15 protein-coding genes are annotated in these 18649 nt (G+C 54.1%); 3 read left to right on the forward strand and 12 right to left on the reverse strand.

Annotation, left to right across the window (positions count from 1 at the left end):
* Positions 1-271 precede the first annotated feature (271 nt).
* Positions 272-2002, forward strand: coding sequence for a methyl-accepting chemotaxis protein (locus ACPJXG_RS00815; RefSeq protein ID WP_425253108.1), 1731 nt, complete (start codon positions 272-274; stop codon positions 2000-2002).
* A 1-nt stretch (position 2003) separates the two neighbouring features.
* Here the strand turns inward: ACPJXG_RS00815 and ACPJXG_RS00820 are convergent, their stop codons facing one another.
* Positions 2004-3155 carry an AI-2E family transporter gene (locus ACPJXG_RS00820; RefSeq protein ID WP_035822949.1) on the reverse strand — a complete coding sequence of 384 codons (1152 nt, stop codon included), beginning with the start codon at positions 3153-3155 and terminating at the stop codon, positions 2004-2006.
* Positions 3156-3316: 161 nt separating this feature from the next.
* Positions 3317-4324, reverse strand: coding sequence for a hypothetical protein (locus ACPJXG_RS00825; protein WP_425253109.1), 1008 nt, complete (start codon positions 4322-4324; stop codon positions 3317-3319).
* A 101-nt stretch (positions 4325-4425) separates the two neighbouring features.
* On the opposite strand from ACPJXG_RS00825, the gene ACPJXG_RS00830 reads away from it, so the two are divergent.
* On the forward strand, positions 4426-4608 hold the full coding sequence (locus tag ACPJXG_RS00830) for a hypothetical protein (RefSeq protein WP_425253110.1): 183 nt from the start codon (positions 4426-4428) through the stop codon (positions 4606-4608).
* On the opposite strand, the gene ACPJXG_RS00835 is transcribed toward ACPJXG_RS00830, so the two are convergent.
* The 3 genes from ACPJXG_RS00835 to ACPJXG_RS00845 all read right to left on the reverse strand — a co-directional run bounded on the left by ACPJXG_RS00835 (position 4587) and on the right by ACPJXG_RS00845 (position 8109).
* A complete protein-coding gene (locus tag ACPJXG_RS00835) occupies positions 4587-5648 on the reverse strand; it encodes a diguanylate cyclase (RefSeq protein ID WP_425253111.1) in 1062 nt (353 codons plus the stop codon). The genes ACPJXG_RS00830 and ACPJXG_RS00835 overlap by 22 nt on opposite strands.
* Positions 5649-5837: 189 nt before the next feature.
* Positions 5838-6038 (reverse strand): hypothetical protein, encoded by a 201-nt coding sequence (locus tag ACPJXG_RS00840; protein ID WP_158300267.1) that lies wholly within the window; start codon positions 6036-6038, stop codon positions 5838-5840.
* Positions 6039-6489: 451 nt separating this feature from the next.
* On the reverse strand, positions 6490-8109 hold the full coding sequence (locus ACPJXG_RS00845) for a DNA cytosine methyltransferase (protein WP_425253112.1): 1620 nt from the start codon (positions 8107-8109) through the stop codon (positions 6490-6492).
* Between the two features lie 48 nt (positions 8110-8157).
* Here ACPJXG_RS00845 and ACPJXG_RS00850 point away from each other — a divergent pair, with 48 nt between their 5' ends.
* Entirely contained in the window at positions 8158-8619 is a 462-nt protein-coding gene (locus ACPJXG_RS00850) for a very short patch repair endonuclease (protein WP_099403791.1), read from the forward strand.
* A 36-nt stretch (positions 8620-8655) separates the two neighbouring features.
* Here the strand turns inward: ACPJXG_RS00850 and ACPJXG_RS00855 are convergent, their stop codons facing one another.
* The 7 genes from ACPJXG_RS00855 to ACPJXG_RS00885 form a co-directional block, all read right to left on the reverse strand.
* Positions 8656-8820 (reverse strand): hypothetical protein, encoded by a 165-nt coding sequence (locus tag ACPJXG_RS00855; RefSeq protein WP_099403792.1) that lies wholly within the window; start codon positions 8818-8820, stop codon positions 8656-8658.
* 68 nt (positions 8821-8888) lie between these two features.
* The gene (locus ACPJXG_RS00860; protein ID WP_099403793.1) at positions 8889-10664 is read right to left on the reverse strand and encodes an AIPR family protein; all 1776 of its coding nucleotides are present in this window, start codon (positions 10662-10664) and stop codon (positions 8889-8891) included.
* Positions 10661-11677 (reverse strand): PD-(D/E)XK motif protein, encoded by a 1017-nt coding sequence (locus tag ACPJXG_RS00865; RefSeq protein ID WP_099403794.1) that lies wholly within the window; start codon positions 11675-11677, stop codon positions 10661-10663. The genes ACPJXG_RS00860 and ACPJXG_RS00865 overlap by 4 nt, the downstream gene beginning before the upstream one ends.
* 323 nt (positions 11678-12000) lie before the next feature.
* Positions 12001-12387 carry a hypothetical protein gene (locus ACPJXG_RS00870; protein ID WP_425253113.1) on the reverse strand — a complete coding sequence of 129 codons (387 nt, stop codon included), beginning with the start codon at positions 12385-12387 and terminating at the stop codon, positions 12001-12003.
* A gap of 1 nt (position 12388) precedes the next feature.
* Positions 12389-14551: a Z1 domain-containing protein gene (locus tag ACPJXG_RS00875; RefSeq protein ID WP_425253114.1), complete on the reverse strand. Its 2163-nt coding sequence runs from the start codon at positions 14549-14551 to the stop codon at positions 12389-12391.
* Positions 14548-16041 carry an ATP-binding protein gene (locus tag ACPJXG_RS00880; protein WP_425253115.1) on the reverse strand — a complete coding sequence of 498 codons (1494 nt, stop codon included), beginning with the start codon at positions 16039-16041 and terminating at the stop codon, positions 14548-14550. The genes ACPJXG_RS00875 and ACPJXG_RS00880 overlap by 4 nt, the downstream gene beginning before the upstream one ends.
* A complete protein-coding gene (locus ACPJXG_RS00885; protein ID WP_158300268.1) occupies positions 16038-18647 on the reverse strand; it encodes a sigma-70 family RNA polymerase sigma factor in 2610 nt (869 codons plus the stop codon). Before ACPJXG_RS00885 ends, ACPJXG_RS00880 begins: the two co-directional genes overlap by 4 nt.
* Positions 18648-18649: the final 2 nt, after the last annotated feature.

Genomic DNA, 18649 nt, shown 5'->3' on the forward strand with positions numbered 1-18649 from the left:
CCGCTTGTTACAAAGCGTGAAAATCCATGCTGGATGTTGCTACTAGTAATCTTTCCCTGTATCTTGCAGTCAGGAAATAAAAGTACAGAAAACCTCAACCCTGTTGATCTGTCTTTCACTCCTGACGATATGCGCGGGCCGCCTTCCCCCCTGCCGCCGCACACGCCGTATCGACCTGTCCTGAACAATTCACGTGACCCGCCCATCTGGCGCTTGCTGCTATCCCGTTTGGTGAACGCAGGCATGGTTGCGCCCCTACCAAGGAAAATGCATGCTGTCGAATATAACAATAAAAATGCGCCTGATTGCCACCATGAGTGTGCTGGGCCTGCTGATCGCCTTGCTGGGCGTCATGAGTATCATCAGCCTGAAATCGGCCAACAACAGCCTCAACGAGGTCTACAGTAATCAGCTGGCATCGACGCAAGCGATTGGCGAATCGCAGATTCTGCTGGGCCGCGCCCGGTTCACGATGGACCGCGTGATGGTGCATCCCGATGCGGCCGACGCCAAGGATATCCTGGCCCGTGCGGAACAATTCATGGAAGCGTCCAACAAGTCCTGGAAGGTGTACCTGGCCTTGCCGCAAAGCACGGACGAAAAGCGCCTGTCCGACGACATGGACAAGAAGCGCAGCGATTACATGAGCAACGGCTTGCTGGTCATGAGCAAGGCTTTGCGTGAAGGCAACGTTGCACAAGCGGACGGTTTGATGATGACGGGGCTGACGCCGCTGTACCGTACCCTGGACCAGGCCGCCGAAACATTGACGCAATACCAGGCCACTTCCGCCGCCGCGATGTATGCGGCCAGCCAGTCCAGCTATCGCAGCCAGGTGGCCATGGCCATCGGCGGCATGATCGTCGGCGCCTTGCTGACCATTATTTCCAGCTTTTTGCTGCTGCGCGCCATCTTTAACCCGCTGGACCAGGCCCTGCGCCATTTCGGTGCCATTTCCGACGGCAACCTGGCCAATGACATCGTCATCACGCGCAACGACGAGATGGGCGCCTTGCTGACGGGCTTGCTGAAAATGCAGGAACGCCTGTCCACCACCGTGCGCGGCGTACGCGACGGCAGCGGCGCCATCGCCACGGCCAGCAATGAAATCGCCTCGGGCAACCTGGATCTGTCGAGCCGCACGGAGCAGCAAGCGTCGAGCCTGGAAGAAACGGCGTCCTCGCTGGAAGAACTGACCTCGACCGTCAAGCAGAATTCCGACAATGCGCGCCAGGCCAACCAGCTTGCCGTGTCGGCCTCGGACGTGGCCGTGAAAGGTGGCGCACTGGTGGCGCAAGTGGTCGACACCATGGGTACCATCAGCGAATCGTCGAAAAAGATCGCCGACATCATCGGCGTGATCGATGGCATCGCCTTCCAGACGAATATTTTGGCCCTGAACGCGGCCGTGGAAGCGGCCCGTGCCGGCGAGCAAGGCCGCGGCTTTGCCGTCGTCGCCACGGAAGTGCGCAACCTGGCGCACCGCTCGGCCAGCGCCGCCAAGGACATCAAGATGCTGATCGAAGCGTCGGTGCAGAACGTGGGCGCCGGCAGCGCGCTGGTCAGCCAGACGGGCACGACGATGGACGAGATCGTCTCCAGTATCCGCCGCGTGACGGACATCATGGGCGAAATCAGCGCCGCGGGCCGCGAGCAGGAACTGGGCATCGGCCAGATCAATCAAGCCGTGGCGGAAATGGATACCGTGACGCAACAGAATGCGGCACTGGTGGAAGAAGCGGCAGCCGCGTCGGAATCCATGCAGGAGCAGGCAGCGGCGCTGGCCGAGATGGTCAGCATCTTCAAACTCGATGCCAACCATAGCGGTCCTGCCGCCAAGCCTGCCTTGCGCAAGCCTGTCGTGGCCGCCGCCAGCACGGCCTTGAAACGCCCGGCCCTGCGCCTGGCGCCGGCCCGCGCCACGGCAGCACCTGCCGCTGTCGCAAAACCGCGTCCGGCCAAACCTGCCGCGGACAATAGCGGCGAGTGGGAAGAGTTCTAAGTTACTGCGCCGGCAGGGTGGCCTTGCTGCCCTGTTCCTGCAAGCGCGCCGCCTCGGCCAGGGCCTGGGCGCGTGCTTCTTCCGCCGCCTGTTCCGCTTTCTCATGCGCATCATGGCGCGCCTGCAATGCCGCCCGCGCGCGCACGAAGACGATCTTGATGGCCGCCATCACGGGCACGGACAGGAAGATGCCGACCACGCCCCCCAACTGGTCGCCGGCCAGCAAGCCGACAATCACCATCAACGGGCTCACTTCCACACCCTCGCTCATCAGGTACGGATTGACCACGTAATCCTGGAACAAACGGTAGGCGGCGATAAAGCCGATCAGCCAGAACACGTGCTCGAAACCGCTGAAACCGGCCACGACCACGGCGATGACGGCGGCGGCCAGCGGGCCGGCAAACGGGATGAATTCCAGCAAGGCGGCCGCGCCGGCCAGCAGCAGGCTGTATGGCACGCCCATCAGGGAAAAGGCGATGCTGTAGGACACAAACGTGGCGATCGACAACAGCAGCAGGGCGCGCACATAGCGCGACAGCAAGATGTCGAGGTCATCGATGATGGCGCCCCAGAGCTTCTTGTTCGGTCGGTTCAGCAGGGACAGCAAGCCGTCGCGCATGTCCGGCCCTTCCTTGATCAGCAAAAAGCTCAGCACGGGCACCAGCACCAGATAGATCAGGTTGCTGGCCGCATGCATGACGGTCAAGCCCAGTTCTTTCGCCAGCGGCATGGCTTGTCCGGTGCCGCTGCTCAGCTGCGACTGCATGAACGACAGCAGGCGCGCGCGCAAGGGTTCCATGAACTCCGGCAACGGGATGCGTTCGGCAAAATTATTCCCCTTGAGCAAGGTCGGCAACTGATCGCTGAGCTTGATCGCCTCTTCCTCGATGCGCGCGCCAAAGATGGAGCCCAGTATCGCCACCAGCAAGATCACCACGAGAAAGACGATGCCGATGGCGGCCGTGCGCGGCAAGCGTTTCGGGCCATGGCGTTCCAGCAGCCCGATCAGCGGATACACGAGATAGCTGAAGAAAATCGCAAAGACCACCACGATCAGGGTCGACGAAACCTTGTAGGTGAGAAATAGCAGGAAGGCGATGAGGAACGCCGTCCACACCATCTTGGCAACGCGCAAGTTAAAACCGAACATATGAATTCCTTAGGGCAGGAGGCGACGCAAGCGTGACTGGCTTGAAGGGCAGGGTGGGCAAGGCAGGGACAGGGCCGCGCCGCACGGCCGGAAATCATACCGCAAAATGCCAAAATGCCATGCTCCTGTGCGTAATGGCAATGCTTTCCCTGCTCTTGCGCTTATTTTTCCCGCCAGCTGGCCACGGTGATGAAGACGCCATCGTCCTTGTTGGGTTCGCGCAAGGTCACCGTGTAGCGGCCGCTGGCATCGCTGCCGGTGAACACCACCTTGTCGTCATGGCCCTTCACTTGCGCGCCCTTGGCCAGTTTCGCGTAGGTGTTGAGCACCCAGTGGAAATCGGCATAGCTGCGCAAGGTGATGTCGGCATCGGGCATGGGCTCGTCGCCCGCCTCGGCCGCTTCCGTGGGCGTGCGCATGGGCAAACCGGCCAGGCCCGCCGGTGTGACGATCTTGCCGCCGCTGGAACTGCTGTTCAATTCCGCATTCGGCAGCAGCAGGTGCAGCAGGCTGGCGGGAAAGCCGGGCGGCACGTCGCGCGGCTTCCAGCCGGGCTGGTCGGGGCGGGTGGTGATGTATTCCACTGCTGCAATGCTTTGCCGCTGTTCCGGCGCAGCCTGTGCCAGCATGGTCGGCACTTGTCGCGCCCAGATCAGCAGCGGCGCGGCCGTCTCGTCCTCCACGTCTGGCGGCAGGAACAGGGTCAGCACGGCGTGCGTGGACGGCAGGCAGGCGGGGGCGGCATCGCCGGTGAACTGGCAATGGCCGTTGACGAGGCCCAGTGCCAACAGCTTGCGTTGCGGATCGAACAGCATGGCGGCGCGCCATGCACCGTGCGTGCCGGCATCGATGGAGGCCAGCACCGAACGTCCGTCAGGCAGCATGGTGCGCGTGATGTCATCGAGTGAATGCATGCTGTCGAGCACCTGGCGCGCGATCAGGGTGTTGCCTTGCGTATAGCTGCCGCGCGCATAGCCGAGCAGCTTGAAGACGTCGGCGCGGATCTCCGGGTGCGCACTCAGGCGCAGCGGCGGCGACGGCACGGGCACGGTGGCGGCCACGAAGGCGGCATCTTCGGCAGAAATGCCTTGTGCCATGCTGGAAAGCGGAAGGCACAGGGCGGCGCACAGCGTCAGCATGCGCAGAGTGATTTTTCCTGGGGTGTTCAATGGCCATCCTTGTCGAGACGCCATGCCGGACTGGTTGCCGGCATGCGCGGGCCGCGATCTTAGCATTTCAGGAATAAATCCCTTTCTGCCAAGCTTGGCTATTGAATCACTGTCCCGTTGCCATGGCCAAGATCACCATTTCCATCCTCAAGATCGGCGCCCTGGACAGCTGGGACGAGGTGGACCCCGAGCAGCGCGACCCGTGGAAGATTGCGCCGCAAGCTTTGCTGGCGCTGTTCGACGCGACGCCGGACGGCGGTGTTCAGGCGGCGTTGAGCACGTAGCGGTTCTTGCCGCTTTTCTTGGCCTGGTACAAGGATTCATCGGCGCGCCGGTAGCTGTGCGACAAGTCCGCTTCTTTGATCAGCTCCGCCATGCCGATGCTGACGGACACCTTGCGCTCCGGCACAAAGGCCGCCTCGACGCTGTCGACCAGTTGCGCGGCAAAGGCGCAGGCCGCGTTTTTTTCGCCCAGGTAAATCACGGCAAACTCCTCGCCGCCCAGCCGGCCGCACAGGTGCTCGCCCGACAGTTCAGATATCACGTCGGCGATCTTTTTCAGTACCTCGTCGCCCACGTCATGGCCGTACACGTCGTTGATTTGCTTGAAGTCGTCGATGTCGATCATCAGGAAATACGCGGGCGTGCGCGCCGTGCGCTGCAGGGTGCGGGCGCCTTGCGTAAACATGCGGCGGTTGTTAAGCCCGGTCAAGCCATCCTTGTAAGCCATCGTCGCCAGGTCGCGCTGGGCACGGTAGTTATGGATGCGCAAGACGAGGAAATAAATATTCAGCGCCAGGCCGATGATCACGCTGATGGTGACGGCCAGCACGGGCCAATGCTGGTCAGCCTGGCCCGCATGCACGGGAAACTGCCCCAGCCCCAGAATGGCCCACACGCACAGCGACACCCCCAGGTAATACGCGATGCCGCTGAAGATGGGCGCCGTCGTCAGGGTGATCATCACACCCAGCGGCAACACCCAGAAAGCGGGATCGTCCGTGCCCAGCATCAGCACGCGAAAACTGAAAGCGATGAACAGCACGCTGATGGTGCCGCTGACGATGATGGCCTGCAAGGACTTCGCATACTTGGTCAACGCCAGCCCGAGCACCATGCCCGTCACGCCCAGCGCCGCCTGCGCATGATCGAGCGAGGCGCGCGGCAAGGTCAGGCTGAACGTGACCAGCCAGCAAGCCAGGCCAAACGTCAGGATGGCTATCGAAATGAAATGCAGTTCCTTGAAAAAGCGCTGCTGCTGCTCCCGTTCTCCTGAAAAGAACAGGTAATAAAAGGCAGGAGACAGGCTGCGCGAAGAGAACATTGCATTTGTCCAGGCAGACAACACGCCTTGCGGCAGGGACGCCTCCCGGCAACGGCAGGCGGCATGGCGCGCGCACAAAATAGTTGCGCTCAGGAACTAGTGTACTGGTTTCTTGGCGGCAGTGGGGAGATGGGGCGAGGAAAACGGTGGGCACTGTCCTGCTGCCGCCACAGTGTGAAGGAAGGGCGCTTATTGCTCGATCAGTACAGCTATACCGAAGCCATGCTGCAAACCACCTGGTGCTGTAAGACCAATCAGGATATCACCGCCAGCATCGTCGGCGTCTTGACGCGATGTTGGGCGGCAAGTTGGAACAAGTGTTGTAAACCTTTGGGGAAGTGCTGCTGCCGAAGGCGGCTTGATAGCGTCAACATAAAATAAGGATTTCATTATTTCACTTTTCACCTTAAGTTAAAGTAAGGCCTCTATTCATGTTAACTTCAGCGAATCTATGCAACGTGGACTCACAGGGAACGGATACGGCAAGGGCAGCCCATCAGTTTTCGATTGCTGACGGAAGTGTATCAAGCGCTGATGACGTTGGGCAGGGGCATACAGCGCAGTCCAGGCGAATTTCGTCGCAATCAGGTGTGGATCGGCGGCCATCGCGCCGACGAGGTAACGTTCGTGCCGCTGCCTGCCAGCCAGCCCGCTCGCTGACTGCTGGACGGCACTGGAAAACTTCATCAACGACGTGCCGCAGCCGAATGCCTGTAACTACGGAATGTAGACTACCGAAATCATGCCATCAGATGCTTTCCCAATTCTTGAATCTGCCACAATCGGCTGGATAACTCATCAAGTTCACGGGTGATCAAACATCGGCTTCCTACCGAGTAACCTATTCCAATATATCCTGTTGCATAGGAGGAGAGACGCCGGCATCGGCGCCTCTCAACAGAGCATAAACGATATCTCCAATTTTTTTCGCGAGAAGGGGAGGAACAGCATTTCCCACCTGATGGAACTGTTCGGTCCTGTTCCCCTGAAAAAAATAGTTGTCCGGGAAGGTTTGCAGTCTTGCTGCTTCCCGCACCGTCAAACTGCGGCACTGCGTTGGATCGTAATGGATGAAATAGTGACCATCCTTGGAAATGTGACTAGTAACCGTCGTGGCTGGCCGCCCGCGCAACTGGACACGGAATCGATCAGAAAACTTGCCCGTTTCCCAGTTATCATGATTAGGTCTCAATCCCTGCAGTGAGAATTCGCCATGTCCTTTCGGCGACCAGCCAAATGTGTCGGCAAACGCCGCCGCGTACGCATAGCGCCGCAGATCTGTGCGCATATGTCCCCGGGCGTCATGATTCAGCCAGACCGAAAGCATCGGATCGTAATACCAGCCATCGAGCAATTCCGGACTCTCTACATCATGCGTCAGGATGCCAAGCTGCTTGTTACCTGTGCCGAGTCCTCGTTTGATCGAAACAGATGCTTCCCTGAGCACCTCCTGCAATCCAGCATCGCCATGGGCGTCTCTTACCTCACGTGCCATCTCGCTGAAATGGTTCGCCACCACGTCGCCCCAGCCTTCATCCGAGTCGGGCTCTTTGCTCAGCCGGCTGCGTAGCTTGGGAAGAGAGCCAATAACTTGCTCGACTGTAACCTCACCTGCTTTCTCGATCTGCGCGGGAATACCCAAGCCGATACCCTCGCGCACACCGATAAGAATCACGCGGTGTCGTGCCTGTGGTATTCCATGCTGTTCTGCTTTGATGACGAAATCGTGTACATCGATATTGCGTGGAGAGTCTTTGGCGGAATATCTGGTTGCACACGTAAGGGAATGGATGCGGTACCCACTTCCGGAAGCCGGCATTTCCATTGCTTTGTCGGGATCCGAAAGATCTTCAAGGATCGTCTCGAAAATCTTTTTCCCACCAACAGTTGCTGTGAGAATGCCTTTTACGTTCTCCATCACGAACACAGCGGGACGGTATTTCTGAATAATTCGCAGGTATTGCTTATAGAGGAAATGTCGATGATCCTCTTCAGGACGGTATTCGACATTGCTTCGGTTGCGAGCTCGCCCCACGATCGAGTAAGCCTGACATGGAGGGCCACCGATCAGCACCCATGGCGTGTCTGGACCAAGCTCATGTGCAGAAATTCTCCGGTCAAGCTGCTCGTTATCATGAGGCTTCCCCAGCTCCAGTTGTAGAGCTTCATCTCCTGCCTCCACCCATGCATCATGGTTGTTTTCGTCGTACGGACATTCCGATTCGCCGTTGCAAAAACGATAATAAGATTCGATGGAATTTCCACCTCGACGTTTGAGTAGGCGATAGAAAGCCCTCAGACGAAGTGTACTGTGCGCAGAGGAACTCATTTCTGCCGATACAATTATTCTGAAAGGGTCACTTTCTACTGACGAAAATCCTTCACCAAGACCTCCAGGCCCAGCAAAGAGGTCAACGATAGGAATATTTCCCGTAAAACTGGATTTCTGTTTGATGAGCAACTTTGCCTTGGATAAAAATTCGTATGGGTACGTAGGATACCAGGAAAAATGGACATAGTCGATTCAGCTACCCGGTCGAGAATGATGTCAGGGATTCAGTCGAAAAATACAAAACCCGAGATGCTCGTACGCCGATACCTTCATGCGCAGGGATTCCGTTATCGGCTGCATACGCGTGAACTACCTGGGTCGCCCGATCTTGTATTGCCAAAATACCACGTAGTGATTTTTGTACACGGCTGTTTCTGGCATCGACACGCGAGCTGCCGTTTTGCGACTCAGCCTGCATCCAATATCGAGCGATGGGAAACGAAGTTCCAGAGCAATTTGGAACGGGATGCCAAGAATATGGCTGCGTTGCAGGCAAAAGGATGGCGCGTGTTAGTGGTTTGGGAGTGTGAACTCAAGCGCGAACCCTTGGACAGACTTCAGCGGCTCGCTAGCGAGATCACGCAACAAACCATTAATCAGCTGGAATTCATCAAATTGCGTTCAGAATGCTCTGGTTGATGGGACGTTGAAGTAATAGCATCCGATGTGAGCGTGTCAGAAACAGCAACGGACAAAAATGGCGATCTTCCTACCAAATAGAACAATGTCGGGAGTGCCCGGTAAATCATGGCGGTGAAGTCGGAAAACGTAAGACCGCAGTAAAGATAAGCTCTTTACAAAAACTTTCGGTTTGGGGTTTTCTCCCTTAATGTCAAACATCGTCCGACTTCAAACATATGGTTTAACGATGTCTGTCATTAAGCTACCTATCCCCGACGAATTGGCTTCTACATTGCCTTGAGTTCTGGTATGTCAGTAGCCGGCGCCGAATAACTGGCATTCATGACCTCGTCCTTGCACTCAGGCTTCTTGGCCCATTCCGATACCATACGCCCACCGGCAGAATTATGTAGCACTTCATTCACTTCATTGGCCCACACAGCCAGTTGAGCGAGAAACTCAGGCGATACAGATTGCTTGGTCCAAATACGTTCCAAGTCGATGCGGCTTCCAAGTTTCTCTGACATGAGCGCTACGGTATAAGCCGTGACGTTGGCTTGGAACGCCGGGAACATAGGCCGTAGATGTTTTTGAGCATCGCGGTAGATCTTCGCCTTGGCGATCATCGCTTTGAAGTCCTGAACATTTGGCAGTGGAATTTCTTGGCCTTCAGCGGGGGTAAGACTCGCCATAAAGCGATCGAAATTCTTTTGTGATCCCAAGCTTACGATATCTGGCTTACGGTCCCACGCGGTCAAATACTTCGCCAAATCGGTTTTTGTAATACGACGAGCAGTAGGGATTGCATCTTTAAGTGCTTTGAGTTTTGCTGGAGTGGAGCCCTCGCGGGTAAGCAGGGTGTTATAGCTACCCGACGCTCGCTCGTAGAACCACTGGCCGACGCCATCTGGGCAATAGATTGAGCGAGACAGTTTTTCAATCTCAACATGGAACGGCTTGTTCGCAGACAAGTCCGATTGTTTCACCGCATTCTGACTGTTCGCAAACCGAGAGATGTCCGAGACGAGAGCCTCCTCCTTCGAGGCATCCGTCGTCTTCATGACAATAATCTTGGCTGGAACCCGCACATGGCTCAAGTCCGTCGAAGGAAATTTCTTTTTAGTGAAGTAGAGGGAGGCCGTAGTCTGGCCGCCATTGACGATTTGTAGGCCTTTGAGCCATGCGATGCCGGAGGAACCGTCATTCGCTTTTCCAAGTATCATCTCATCGGCTACAACAACAATACCGTTGTTATAGGCCATAAATCGCTCAGGTGCTGATCGCAGCGTGCTTTGAATCCCCGCATTTACGCCTTTGCCTTTTACACTCAGGAAGGAACGCACGTTTGCTTCAAGCAGCCGTGCACCGAACCGTTCATAGAGAAGACGCAAGGCCTCACCAGGCACGGCAGTTAGGGCGTAGTCGTAGTCATCATTTTCACCAGGCACAAACACACAGGGCAGAGGTGCGCCCGATACCTCGGCAAAGTCCACCACCAGCTCATCCCGTGGCTTCCCTTCGGACCAGTGTCGATGCAGCCTTTCTATGTCCATGACTTCGAGGCGAACGGACTTGCTGCCGACTTCTCGAGTCTTGAAGCTCTTGGATTTCGCTACCTTGTCTGTGATCACATAGACTCGGATCTGCTCCAAGTCGTTATAGATAGCTTGTAGGGTCTCTGCGAGAGACCGAACGTTGGTGGATGGGTCCAGCTTGGGCGCCATCTTTCCTTCGGCGCAAAGCGTCAGAAAGCGAAGGCATTGTTCGACTGCGGTTTTGGTCTCGGAGTCCGGGATCGGCGTCGGATCGTCAACGCCGGCATAGAGGCTGACGAATAAATCTAGCTGATCCAAGTCCTCCGAAATTGCATAGCCGCTAAGACGCAAATTTGCTGAGCCGAACTTGCCTTCAAAGTGGCATTCAACCGGCTCGAATGTCATGCCGATTTCCGACATGTGATCCATTACAATGCCCGAAAAAACCAGCTCCTCATATAGCGCACCTTCTCGCATTTGCGAGCGAACACTAGCCTGCGTTTCACGCAAAAAATCAGTCAAATTCATATCTTCATTGCCCCTAATTTTTTCAATGCTTCATCGATCTCAACCACTTTGCCTGCGGCCTTATCCAGATCGATCTCGTAGCTTGCTTTCGTGATACCCAATGGGACATTTCCGAGAGTCAGACGTGGGAAATTTTCGCTCACCTCAATGATGCGAGTGCTAGCTTGTGTAAATCGTCTGGTATATCGCTCAGCGTGTTGCTCGATATACCCTGCGGCAAGCAGTCTCTCCGAGATAAGGCGCTCAGCTTCGGCGTCCCCTTTGACAATGCACTGCATCTCATCGACTATCTCTGGCATGGTCTTGCCGGTGGTGATTTGTTTCAATCGAACACTGATCACAAACAGCGGCTGCCGAACAGAGTCTTCAAGCTGCTCAAGAGATCCTATCTTTGCGGGGAACCCAATAGCAGACAGTGTAGACTTTACTTCTAATGCCCCGGTTCCCAACTCAAAATCTTGAAGTGCGTCGAGTGGGCCACACCATGAATCAACAGCGACTGGCGCTGGGACCCCCGCGTCGATGATTAATCGAAGCACATAAAGCTCTCCAACCAATCCAATTTCTGCTTCGGGACTGAGGGTCTGAAATCCTTTCCTCATGAACTCTTGCCAAGCTCCGACGCGGCCCAGAAACACACGCAGTAGTTTTTGCTCGTTCGCTCTCGCAGCCACTGCATCATCGAGTGCTCCGACCACATCCGAGGCCATGCTAGCGAAGAGATCTTCGCTGCCTGTGGGCTTTCGTGTCAACGCAAGCCACATCTTATTGTCACCTTGCGGGTCCACTCGCTCAACCGCAAAGCCTTGGCCCTCCGGCAGCTTGTCGGCTGCTGATAAATGTATTGACGGGAACCCGACAAATACAGCCTCTGCGTTATCTGGCGAGCGACGGCCTGCCCGTAGCTCAAGCGGCAATGCTGGAGCAATAGGAATGGCTTGCCAGCCCATCTCTTCACCGAGGCCGGAAAGAGATGACCACGCCATTAAGAATTCATCACTCTGACGGGCCATATTCTTGGGTCCAGTATAAAAGATTGACTTTGTAATCCACGCTGATAGGCTTTTCGCTTGCAGGAAACGCGATGGCGAAAGCCATGATAGGTTTTGTCCATCCTGGCACAATTGGATCTTTCTTCGTATTGTATGGGGTCAGTGGATACAACAGCAGCAGTCCTCTGTCGGCGCTCGCCCCCAAGTTTTTGCGTGCCTCACGAATGCCTTTCCCGCTCGGCTCTGTGGGAGGATTGACTCGACCGCGAGCTGGCTCAGGTTTCCATGCCGCCCGAGTTAAAGCTAGAGCCTCTCGCCATTGCTCATCATTTAGATCTATGCCTTCATCCTTTGGATCCGTCAAAACTCCAATTGCAAATTTTGAAGGTTCTTTTTTTTTCAGGCGTTTCGTCTAGTTTTCGAAATGGAAATGAAGACACTTTAATCTGACCGAATTGGTGAGCGTCACCGTCCCCGCTGCCACTGCCGATGAGTGCTACACTCCACTTTTTGAGCTGATCAGTGTCATTCATCCGGGTAATGAAATCGGAAAGTACAGCAGCTTTGGCACTTGTTGCAGCTGGATCTGTCACATAGTTTTCCAAGAAAGTTATGATGCTGGCTGCATCGACATCTCTCCATAGTCCCGTGTTATGCCATCGTTGAGCTTCGCCATCACGCTGATATTCGATATCATGCTGAGATGGAGCTCCAAGATGGCTGATGAGCATATCAGTAGCATCCAGATTTTTTTTTCTGAACGTCTGCGTCTCTGCGAAAGAGAATCGTTTGAGGTCTCGTTCCGCTGTAAGTGAGTGACAGCGTTTCAGAATTTCGCATCTTTAGTGGAGACGTAACAGTCAAAAGTTCGTGAGACTTGACCTTCAGCCCGTATTGTTCTGGCGTCAGCTTCGCCTCTGCCATGAAGTCAAATTCTTCACGCAGCTCTTCAGATGCGTCAGCTATGTGTTCAAACCACTTTATTAGGTCTGGTGATGTGTACAGACGACAGAGATCCAAGTAGCCTGGTCGATATCCAAACCAACGGCCCATCTGCATCAAGGTGTCATACATTTTCGTAGTTCGGACGAAGTAGCTAACACATAGGCCTTCGAGTGTCAGACCTCGTGCAAGTTTATCACCTCCCACTGCGATAACTTTTAATGCAGCACCCGGCGTAGCGTAATCCAAGGCATCCTTTGCCGTTCCGTTGATGGAGCGGACTTGTATATCGTGGAGGATGTTGGGGAGAACAGCTACTACGTCTTCCCATGCAGGTAATACGGGTGGTTGCTCTTCATTAGTAGATAGCTTAGCCACTTCATCGCGTGTCCGAGAAAAATCACTTTCCCACAATTTATACAGTTGAACTAAAAGAGTCTCGGAATCAGTTCCTCTAATGATTCGCTGTTTCATGCGGCGGACAACTTCTTCAACCTGAACTCTCACATGTTTTTGTACATCTACGTATCGTGTGACGTGAATTAGCATGGAACTATGCTGCTTTCCCTGTCCGCGAAGCTCACGCACAGCACTGGCCAACACAAATGAATGGATTGCTTCATGTAACGACGGTGGAACGGTCTCCTGACCTTCATAAAGCGGCTCGTGAGTCTTTTTATGATTAGGTGGCATCCATCCTGATAGAGTCTTCTTGTCGTAGTCGTCCAAGATTTTTCGCGACAAAGGTAACGCTCCCTGACGACCATCTTTGGTTATCCGCCCGAACATGCGAGCTGGACCTACATAGTTTGAAGGTGCGGACAAATTGATGATGAACGCCTTTGGGAATAGGTCCGGGCCCTCTTTTTTTGTGCTGCCTTTTTGATGAATAAAAATGTTTGCAAAGGGTGTAGCTGTGTAGCCTACATAAGCTTTACGACTGAATGCATGTAGAATTTGGCGAATCAGACTATTAATTGTCTTCGGCTTATATTCCTCATTAGGCAGCCCATTTTCATCTACGATATCTTCGCCAGTGTCAACCGATGCATTATCGGCTTCGTCATCAATGACAAGCAACGGTAGCTTTGTCACTAGCTTTCGACCGTCTTCTGAATCTGTGGAGTCTGCGACACGATTCTGGATCCATTTGAGCAAGGCTGTTAGAACGGTTTTCTGCTTCTTGACTACAAACAGCCATGGGCGTGCTTCAGGAGAAATGCCTTGGAAATGGCTCGCGATGGCCTTACTAAAATCGCCGTTGTCTGCACGTGTTGTCGCGGAATGTGTCTTTAGATCTCCACCAAATTCTGCGACGCCTATAGGCATGCCCGGGGATCGATCTAGAGTAGTCTCATAACCTAAAAAACTTTCTTCAAGACGCATCTGGGTCTGTGACCGTAGATTGTTGTGAAGGCCAGCAAGCACAATGATAATTTTGTATTCGGCATCAGCAGCTTTGCAGATTAGACCGGAGTAGTTACTTGTCTTGCCTGATTGGACGTGACCCACGACGAGACCTCGACGATCCCATGAGTCTGTCCGCTGCGGATCCTCTAACAACTCAAGGATGCTATCCGTGGCTTCGTCAATGCCCTCCACAACGGTATCCGATAACTTGGATTCCAAGAAGTCTTGGTAGCGACGCCAGTATTGCCAGTTCGTTTTACGAGCAGCATTCAACCAATCTTTATGGTTGGTGTTGTCCTTCATAGTAGTAGACTTACCCATCCAGTGGCTAAATCGCTGGATCAAAATAGAGATCACCACCTGTTGGTCGATGATGATCGGTTCGTCTTCCGTGAACATGTCCACCGCCTTTTGCACTTTGGCCGCAATGTATCCGGGCGTGACTTTTGACTTGTCTTTCTCGGCTCGAATCAGTCGCTGTGCAGTAGCGATGACATTTTCGATTAACTCGTTCTGTGCTGCGTCCTCTTCAGATACAGTCATGTTTTAGCTCCCAGTTTTGCCACAAGTGTTGGATATTTTTGGAATGGCTCAGTGCGTAGCATAGACTTGCGCGCCTCCTCCACACTGAGACCTTTGCGTTCAATGAGATCGTCAAAAAGAACGGCCGCAACTTCGACGATGGCTGCGTTTGGCTCTCCATCAAAGTTGGTCCGAGGAGTCTCTTTATTCTCTGCGGTATCGAGCCAGATACGTTGCACCGGCACAGTTTCTTCGATGACGCGAAGCATTGACTTAATGAGTGGTTGAAGCTCTCCCGCACTTGCCAAGACCGCTGCAATTGATGGGTGATTTTGATCTATTCGATAGCGTATGCCGGCTTTGAGGCGATCCATACGCCAAGCTTGTTCAATGGGCACATTGCCCTGTGCCGGAGCGGGTGTCCCTCGATATGCAAATACCCGCCGTGCTCGTTCGCGAGTGTTTTCGGCGAGCGACATCAACCAAGGACGCAGTGATACCGGTGGCCGTGCAGTGGATTTTCGAACATCAATTTTCCAATCGGCGTCTGCCGTATTCGGGATATCGAGTCGAATTCGGGCAAGGCGATGGGCCTCTTCTCGGTTCCAAGCACGAGCGTTGCCCAATCCTAGCCATCCGCCTGCGACAAGAAGGCGCTCATTTCGATACACGTAAAAGCCCTGCTGTGCGGTCCAGCCTTCAGGGCCTGCATTCTCCTCAAATTCAGCAGACGTTAGCTTGTCGCGGTGCGGTAACACATGACATTGAACTGCGACATTCCCGTAACTGGTCGAGTGGTTCGTGACTGGCGAGGTCCATGACTTCGCAGAATGACCTGACATAAATGGATCCCAAGGAGCTACAGCTCTGCCGTTGAGTAGTAGTTTGAGCTTGGCACGCGGACCTTGAAGCAGGCGATGAAAAATCATTGCCAAATGCGATTCAATTGTATCGATCAGGTCATTAAAGTTATCAGCTGTATAGCCATCCGTAACGATTCGATCCATCAACTCCCAGAGTACCAGCGTGCCAGATTTCGCGGCGATGAATGCGTTGATATAGGCGGACGAGCCAGAAGCCGGGCCTTCAAATAAAAGCCAGCCACCCTCCGGGTTTGCCGCCAACTCGTCCAAGTCCCAACGCAAGCAGCTGTCGGTTTCGTTTTTTATGGTCTTTACAGTTAGGCGGCGGCATTGCGAAAACGACGCTGTTTTTAGCCCCATCCCAAAGCGACCAAGATCATGCGAAGCACGAACATCAAGTGGATTTTTATCACCCAGTCGCATCGCACTTTCTAACTCGGCATCGGTCATACCTCGGCCGTTATCCAAAATGGAAATGCGACTCGCAGTGCCCTCCCAAATGAAATCAATGCGGACTTCGTTTGCTTCGGCAGAGATGCTGTTGTCGATGATGTCAGCCAGTGCCGCAGACGTTGAATAGCCTAAACCCCGGAGAGCCTCAAGCATTGCCATTGCGTGAGGTGGTGCACTACGTGTTTTTAACGTCATTTCCAGTAGCCTTTTCCTGGCGAAAACTCAAAACCGACAGCCAACAGCTTGCGAACGAGTTTGCGATATTGCCCATCGCTGGTGTGCGCCACGTCTACCCAAATTTTTCCTGACGTCCCTTGGCGATCATCTAACACATGAACACCTGCGTCCTCCATTTGGGACAACAGCCGACCTAAAGACTTTGATGGCATCGGCAATTGGATGAGTGCACTAGATTCATGAGCTTCATTAGGTGAAGACGTCTCTACATAAGTGATTGTGTCTTCATTGATCTCGCTGAAAGGATCTATCCTAGGCGTTTGGCCGACGGCCGCAATGATCTCCTCTACGATGGCACCGTCTGCCTCATCAGCTTCATCTGCTGACACGTCGCAACTTAGCGGTTCTTTCCCTCTCACCGGCAGACTTCCATAGAGCGCCAATAAGAGCCGATTTGAATAAATAGGATTGCGTAGCTTTCGAAGAGATTTGGCTTCGATCTGACGGATGCGTTCTCTTGTAACTCCGTAAGCCACGCCAACCTCTTCAAGAGTGAACGAGTTATTCACTCCGATACCAAAGCGGAGGCGAGTCACCTTCTCTTCTTTCCGTTTGAGCGTCAAAATTACAGAGTCCACTGTCCGGCAGAACTGTGATTCTGCACAGGACTCGAACGGATCTGGCGACACCAGGCTGTCATAAGCACTCGCATCGATCAGCTCCTCATCAAAGTCATCATCAATGGATGTCGGCTCTTGCGGAATTCTCTCAAGTGTTCCGAGAATCCGTAAGCTGATACCCAGACTCTCTGCGATTTCTGCTGGCTCCGGTGGACGCCCATTTTCCGATTCAAAGGCTCGCGTTTCTTTTGAGAGTTTTTGAAGCTTGTCGTGAACATGAACAGGAATTCGTATTGTGCGGACAGTATCTGCAACGGCACGGCCGACTTGCTGGCGTATCCACCAAGTCGCATAAGTCGAGAACTTATAACCTCGTCGCCAATCAAAGCGTTCGACCGCCTTCATCAGACCGATATTTGCTTCTTGGGCCAAGTCGTCAAGAGGCTCGCCGCTATATAGATATTTTTTGGCGATATGGAATGCCAGTTTCAAGTTGGCAGCAGCCATCTGTTCACGAGCTTGCAGATAGCCCGTAATTGCGGCTACAAATGCATCAGCCGATTCATGAGAGTCCGTAGCTGCGGTCTTGGCTAGCCCGAACAGGAATGAGGTAGTAAGTCTCAGCGAATCAAGATGCTCTCTGATTTCATCAGTACTGCTAGCCGACACCGGATTTGTCACCGATTCACTTAAGCGAAGCAGGGCATCGAAGAAAAGACTGGCTGCGTTGTCGGATGTTATAGGAGACTCTTCGGCTTCCTCATCGCTCTCATCACTACTGCTCTCCACTGCAGCCAAAATGACAGGTTCGTCGTCTGTATCGTTTAATTCAGGTTGTGCCTCAAGCGGCCCCATCGACATGGAGAACAGCGTTCGCTTCTTGGCCTGAACCAAGCGACCGGCAGCCAATACCTCCTCGACACCATATGGCCAGAGAGCCAAGGCATACAAGGCTCGCTTGTGTTGTTGTTCCATTCGCTGAGCGAGTGCAACCTCTTCGTCGCCAGAGATCAACTTGATCTTTTGGAAGTCCCTGAGATAGAGGCGTAATGGTTCGGCTCGTCGGGATGCTGTACTGTCGATAAAGTGCATGGCGTTGTCGATGCGTTCTTCTTCTTCCTCACTCTCTTGAGGTGAGACAAAAATAGTGAAATCTTCGTCGGGTGCTGCATACTCAAATCGCTCATCGACCTCGGCCCCCAAATCGTTCACGACCAAGGTCAGCAAGGCTTCAAATTCTGGGTTGGCACTGCCGTCCGCATTCATCGATAAGGATTCGATTTCCATGCTCGGCACGCTGCCTTCTCTATACGCTCTCAAAAGCAGTAGTCGTAAGTGGCTCCTTGTTTCAACGTCGTCTTTGCGTATGAACGGAACGGATTGTTCAGGCAGGAATGCATCGACATCATCCCAGTCTGCCGACGAGTCGATCGGTTCGTGTGCTGAGATGGCGGCTTGAGCTGCACTGGCTTCTGCCACTAATACTGGGTCCAGCTCAGGCGGAAGAAGCTCATCTTCGGGCTCCCAGTCGAACAGGGAAAATCCTTCCTCGTCATCTTCTAAAATGGGGGGAGGCATTGGGGCGGCGATGGACGCTTGCGGGCTTTCTTCGGCCGAGGCTACATCAAAAGTCGGCTCAGCGACGCTCTCATGATCAGTGAGGGTAACGGGGACGTCATCAATCGCCGGTGCCTGTGCTGGTTCAGATATCGTCAGGGGCTCAGGGACTAGGGGCTGTAACACCTCAACTGCTTGTTGAGCACCCGCTGCAATCGCGATCGCATGAGCGGTTCGACCTACCGAGTCAAGCAAAGCACCGTCAGCTCCGGCGTTCAGCAATAATCGGCACATGGCAGCTTTATTCTTGGCGGCCGACAGCATGAGCAAAGTTAACCCGTTCGAGTCGCGGGCATTGATATCATCGCCGCGATCGATATGGAGCTGGACGGCACTTTCCACGCCAGCCATAACTGCCATTTTAAAAAATTGATTGAGAGGAGTCATGC

It is taken from the genome of Janthinobacterium sp. NFX145, from assembly GCF_049810325.1.
Classification (GTDB): domain Bacteria; phylum Pseudomonadota; class Gammaproteobacteria; order Burkholderiales; family Burkholderiaceae_D; genus Janthinobacterium; species Janthinobacterium rivuli.

What these genes read in the sequence shown, in the direction of transcription:
- ACPJXG_RS00835 (WP_425253111.1), bottom strand. Translation starts at nt 5,648, where the DNA reads ATGTTCTCTTCGCGCAGCCTGTCTCCTGCCTTTTATTACCTGTTCTTT.
- ACPJXG_RS00885 (WP_158300268.1), bottom strand. Translation starts at nt 18,647, where the DNA reads ATGACTCCTCTCAATCAATTTTTTAAAATGGCAGTTATGGCTGGCGTG.
- ACPJXG_RS00820 (WP_035822949.1), bottom strand. Translation starts at nt 3,155, where the DNA reads ATGTTCGGTTTTAACTTGCGCGTTGCCAAGATGGTGTGGACGGCGTTC.
- ACPJXG_RS00870 (WP_425253113.1), bottom strand. Translation starts at nt 12,387, where the DNA reads ATGCTCATCAGCCATCTTGGAGCTCCATCTCAGCATGATATCGAATAT.
- ACPJXG_RS00815 (WP_425253108.1), top strand. Translation starts at nt 272, where the DNA reads ATGCTGTCGAATATAACAATAAAAATGCGCCTGATTGCCACCATGAGT.
- ACPJXG_RS00860 (WP_099403793.1), bottom strand. Translation starts at nt 10,664, where the DNA reads ATGAATTTGACTGATTTTTTGCGTGAAACGCAGGCTAGTGTTCGCTCG.
- ACPJXG_RS00865 (WP_099403794.1), bottom strand. Translation starts at nt 11,677, where the DNA reads ATGGCCCGTCAGAGTGATGAATTCTTAATGGCGTGGTCATCTCTTTCC.
- ACPJXG_RS00855 (WP_099403792.1), bottom strand. Translation starts at nt 8,820, where the DNA reads ATGTTTGACATTAAGGGAGAAAACCCCAAACCGAAAGTTTTTGTAAAG.
- ACPJXG_RS00840 (WP_158300267.1), bottom strand. Translation starts at nt 6,038, where the DNA reads ATGAAATCCTTATTTTATGTTGACGCTATCAAGCCGCCTTCGGCAGCA.
- ACPJXG_RS00875 (WP_425253114.1), bottom strand. Translation starts at nt 14,551, where the DNA reads ATGACTGTATCTGAAGAGGACGCAGCACAGAACGAGTTAATCGAAAAT.
- ACPJXG_RS00850 (WP_099403791.1), top strand. Translation starts at nt 8,158, where the DNA reads ATGGACATAGTCGATTCAGCTACCCGGTCGAGAATGATGTCAGGGATT.
- ACPJXG_RS00880 (WP_425253115.1), bottom strand. Translation starts at nt 16,041, where the DNA reads ATGACGTTAAAAACACGTAGTGCACCACCTCACGCAATGGCAATGCTT.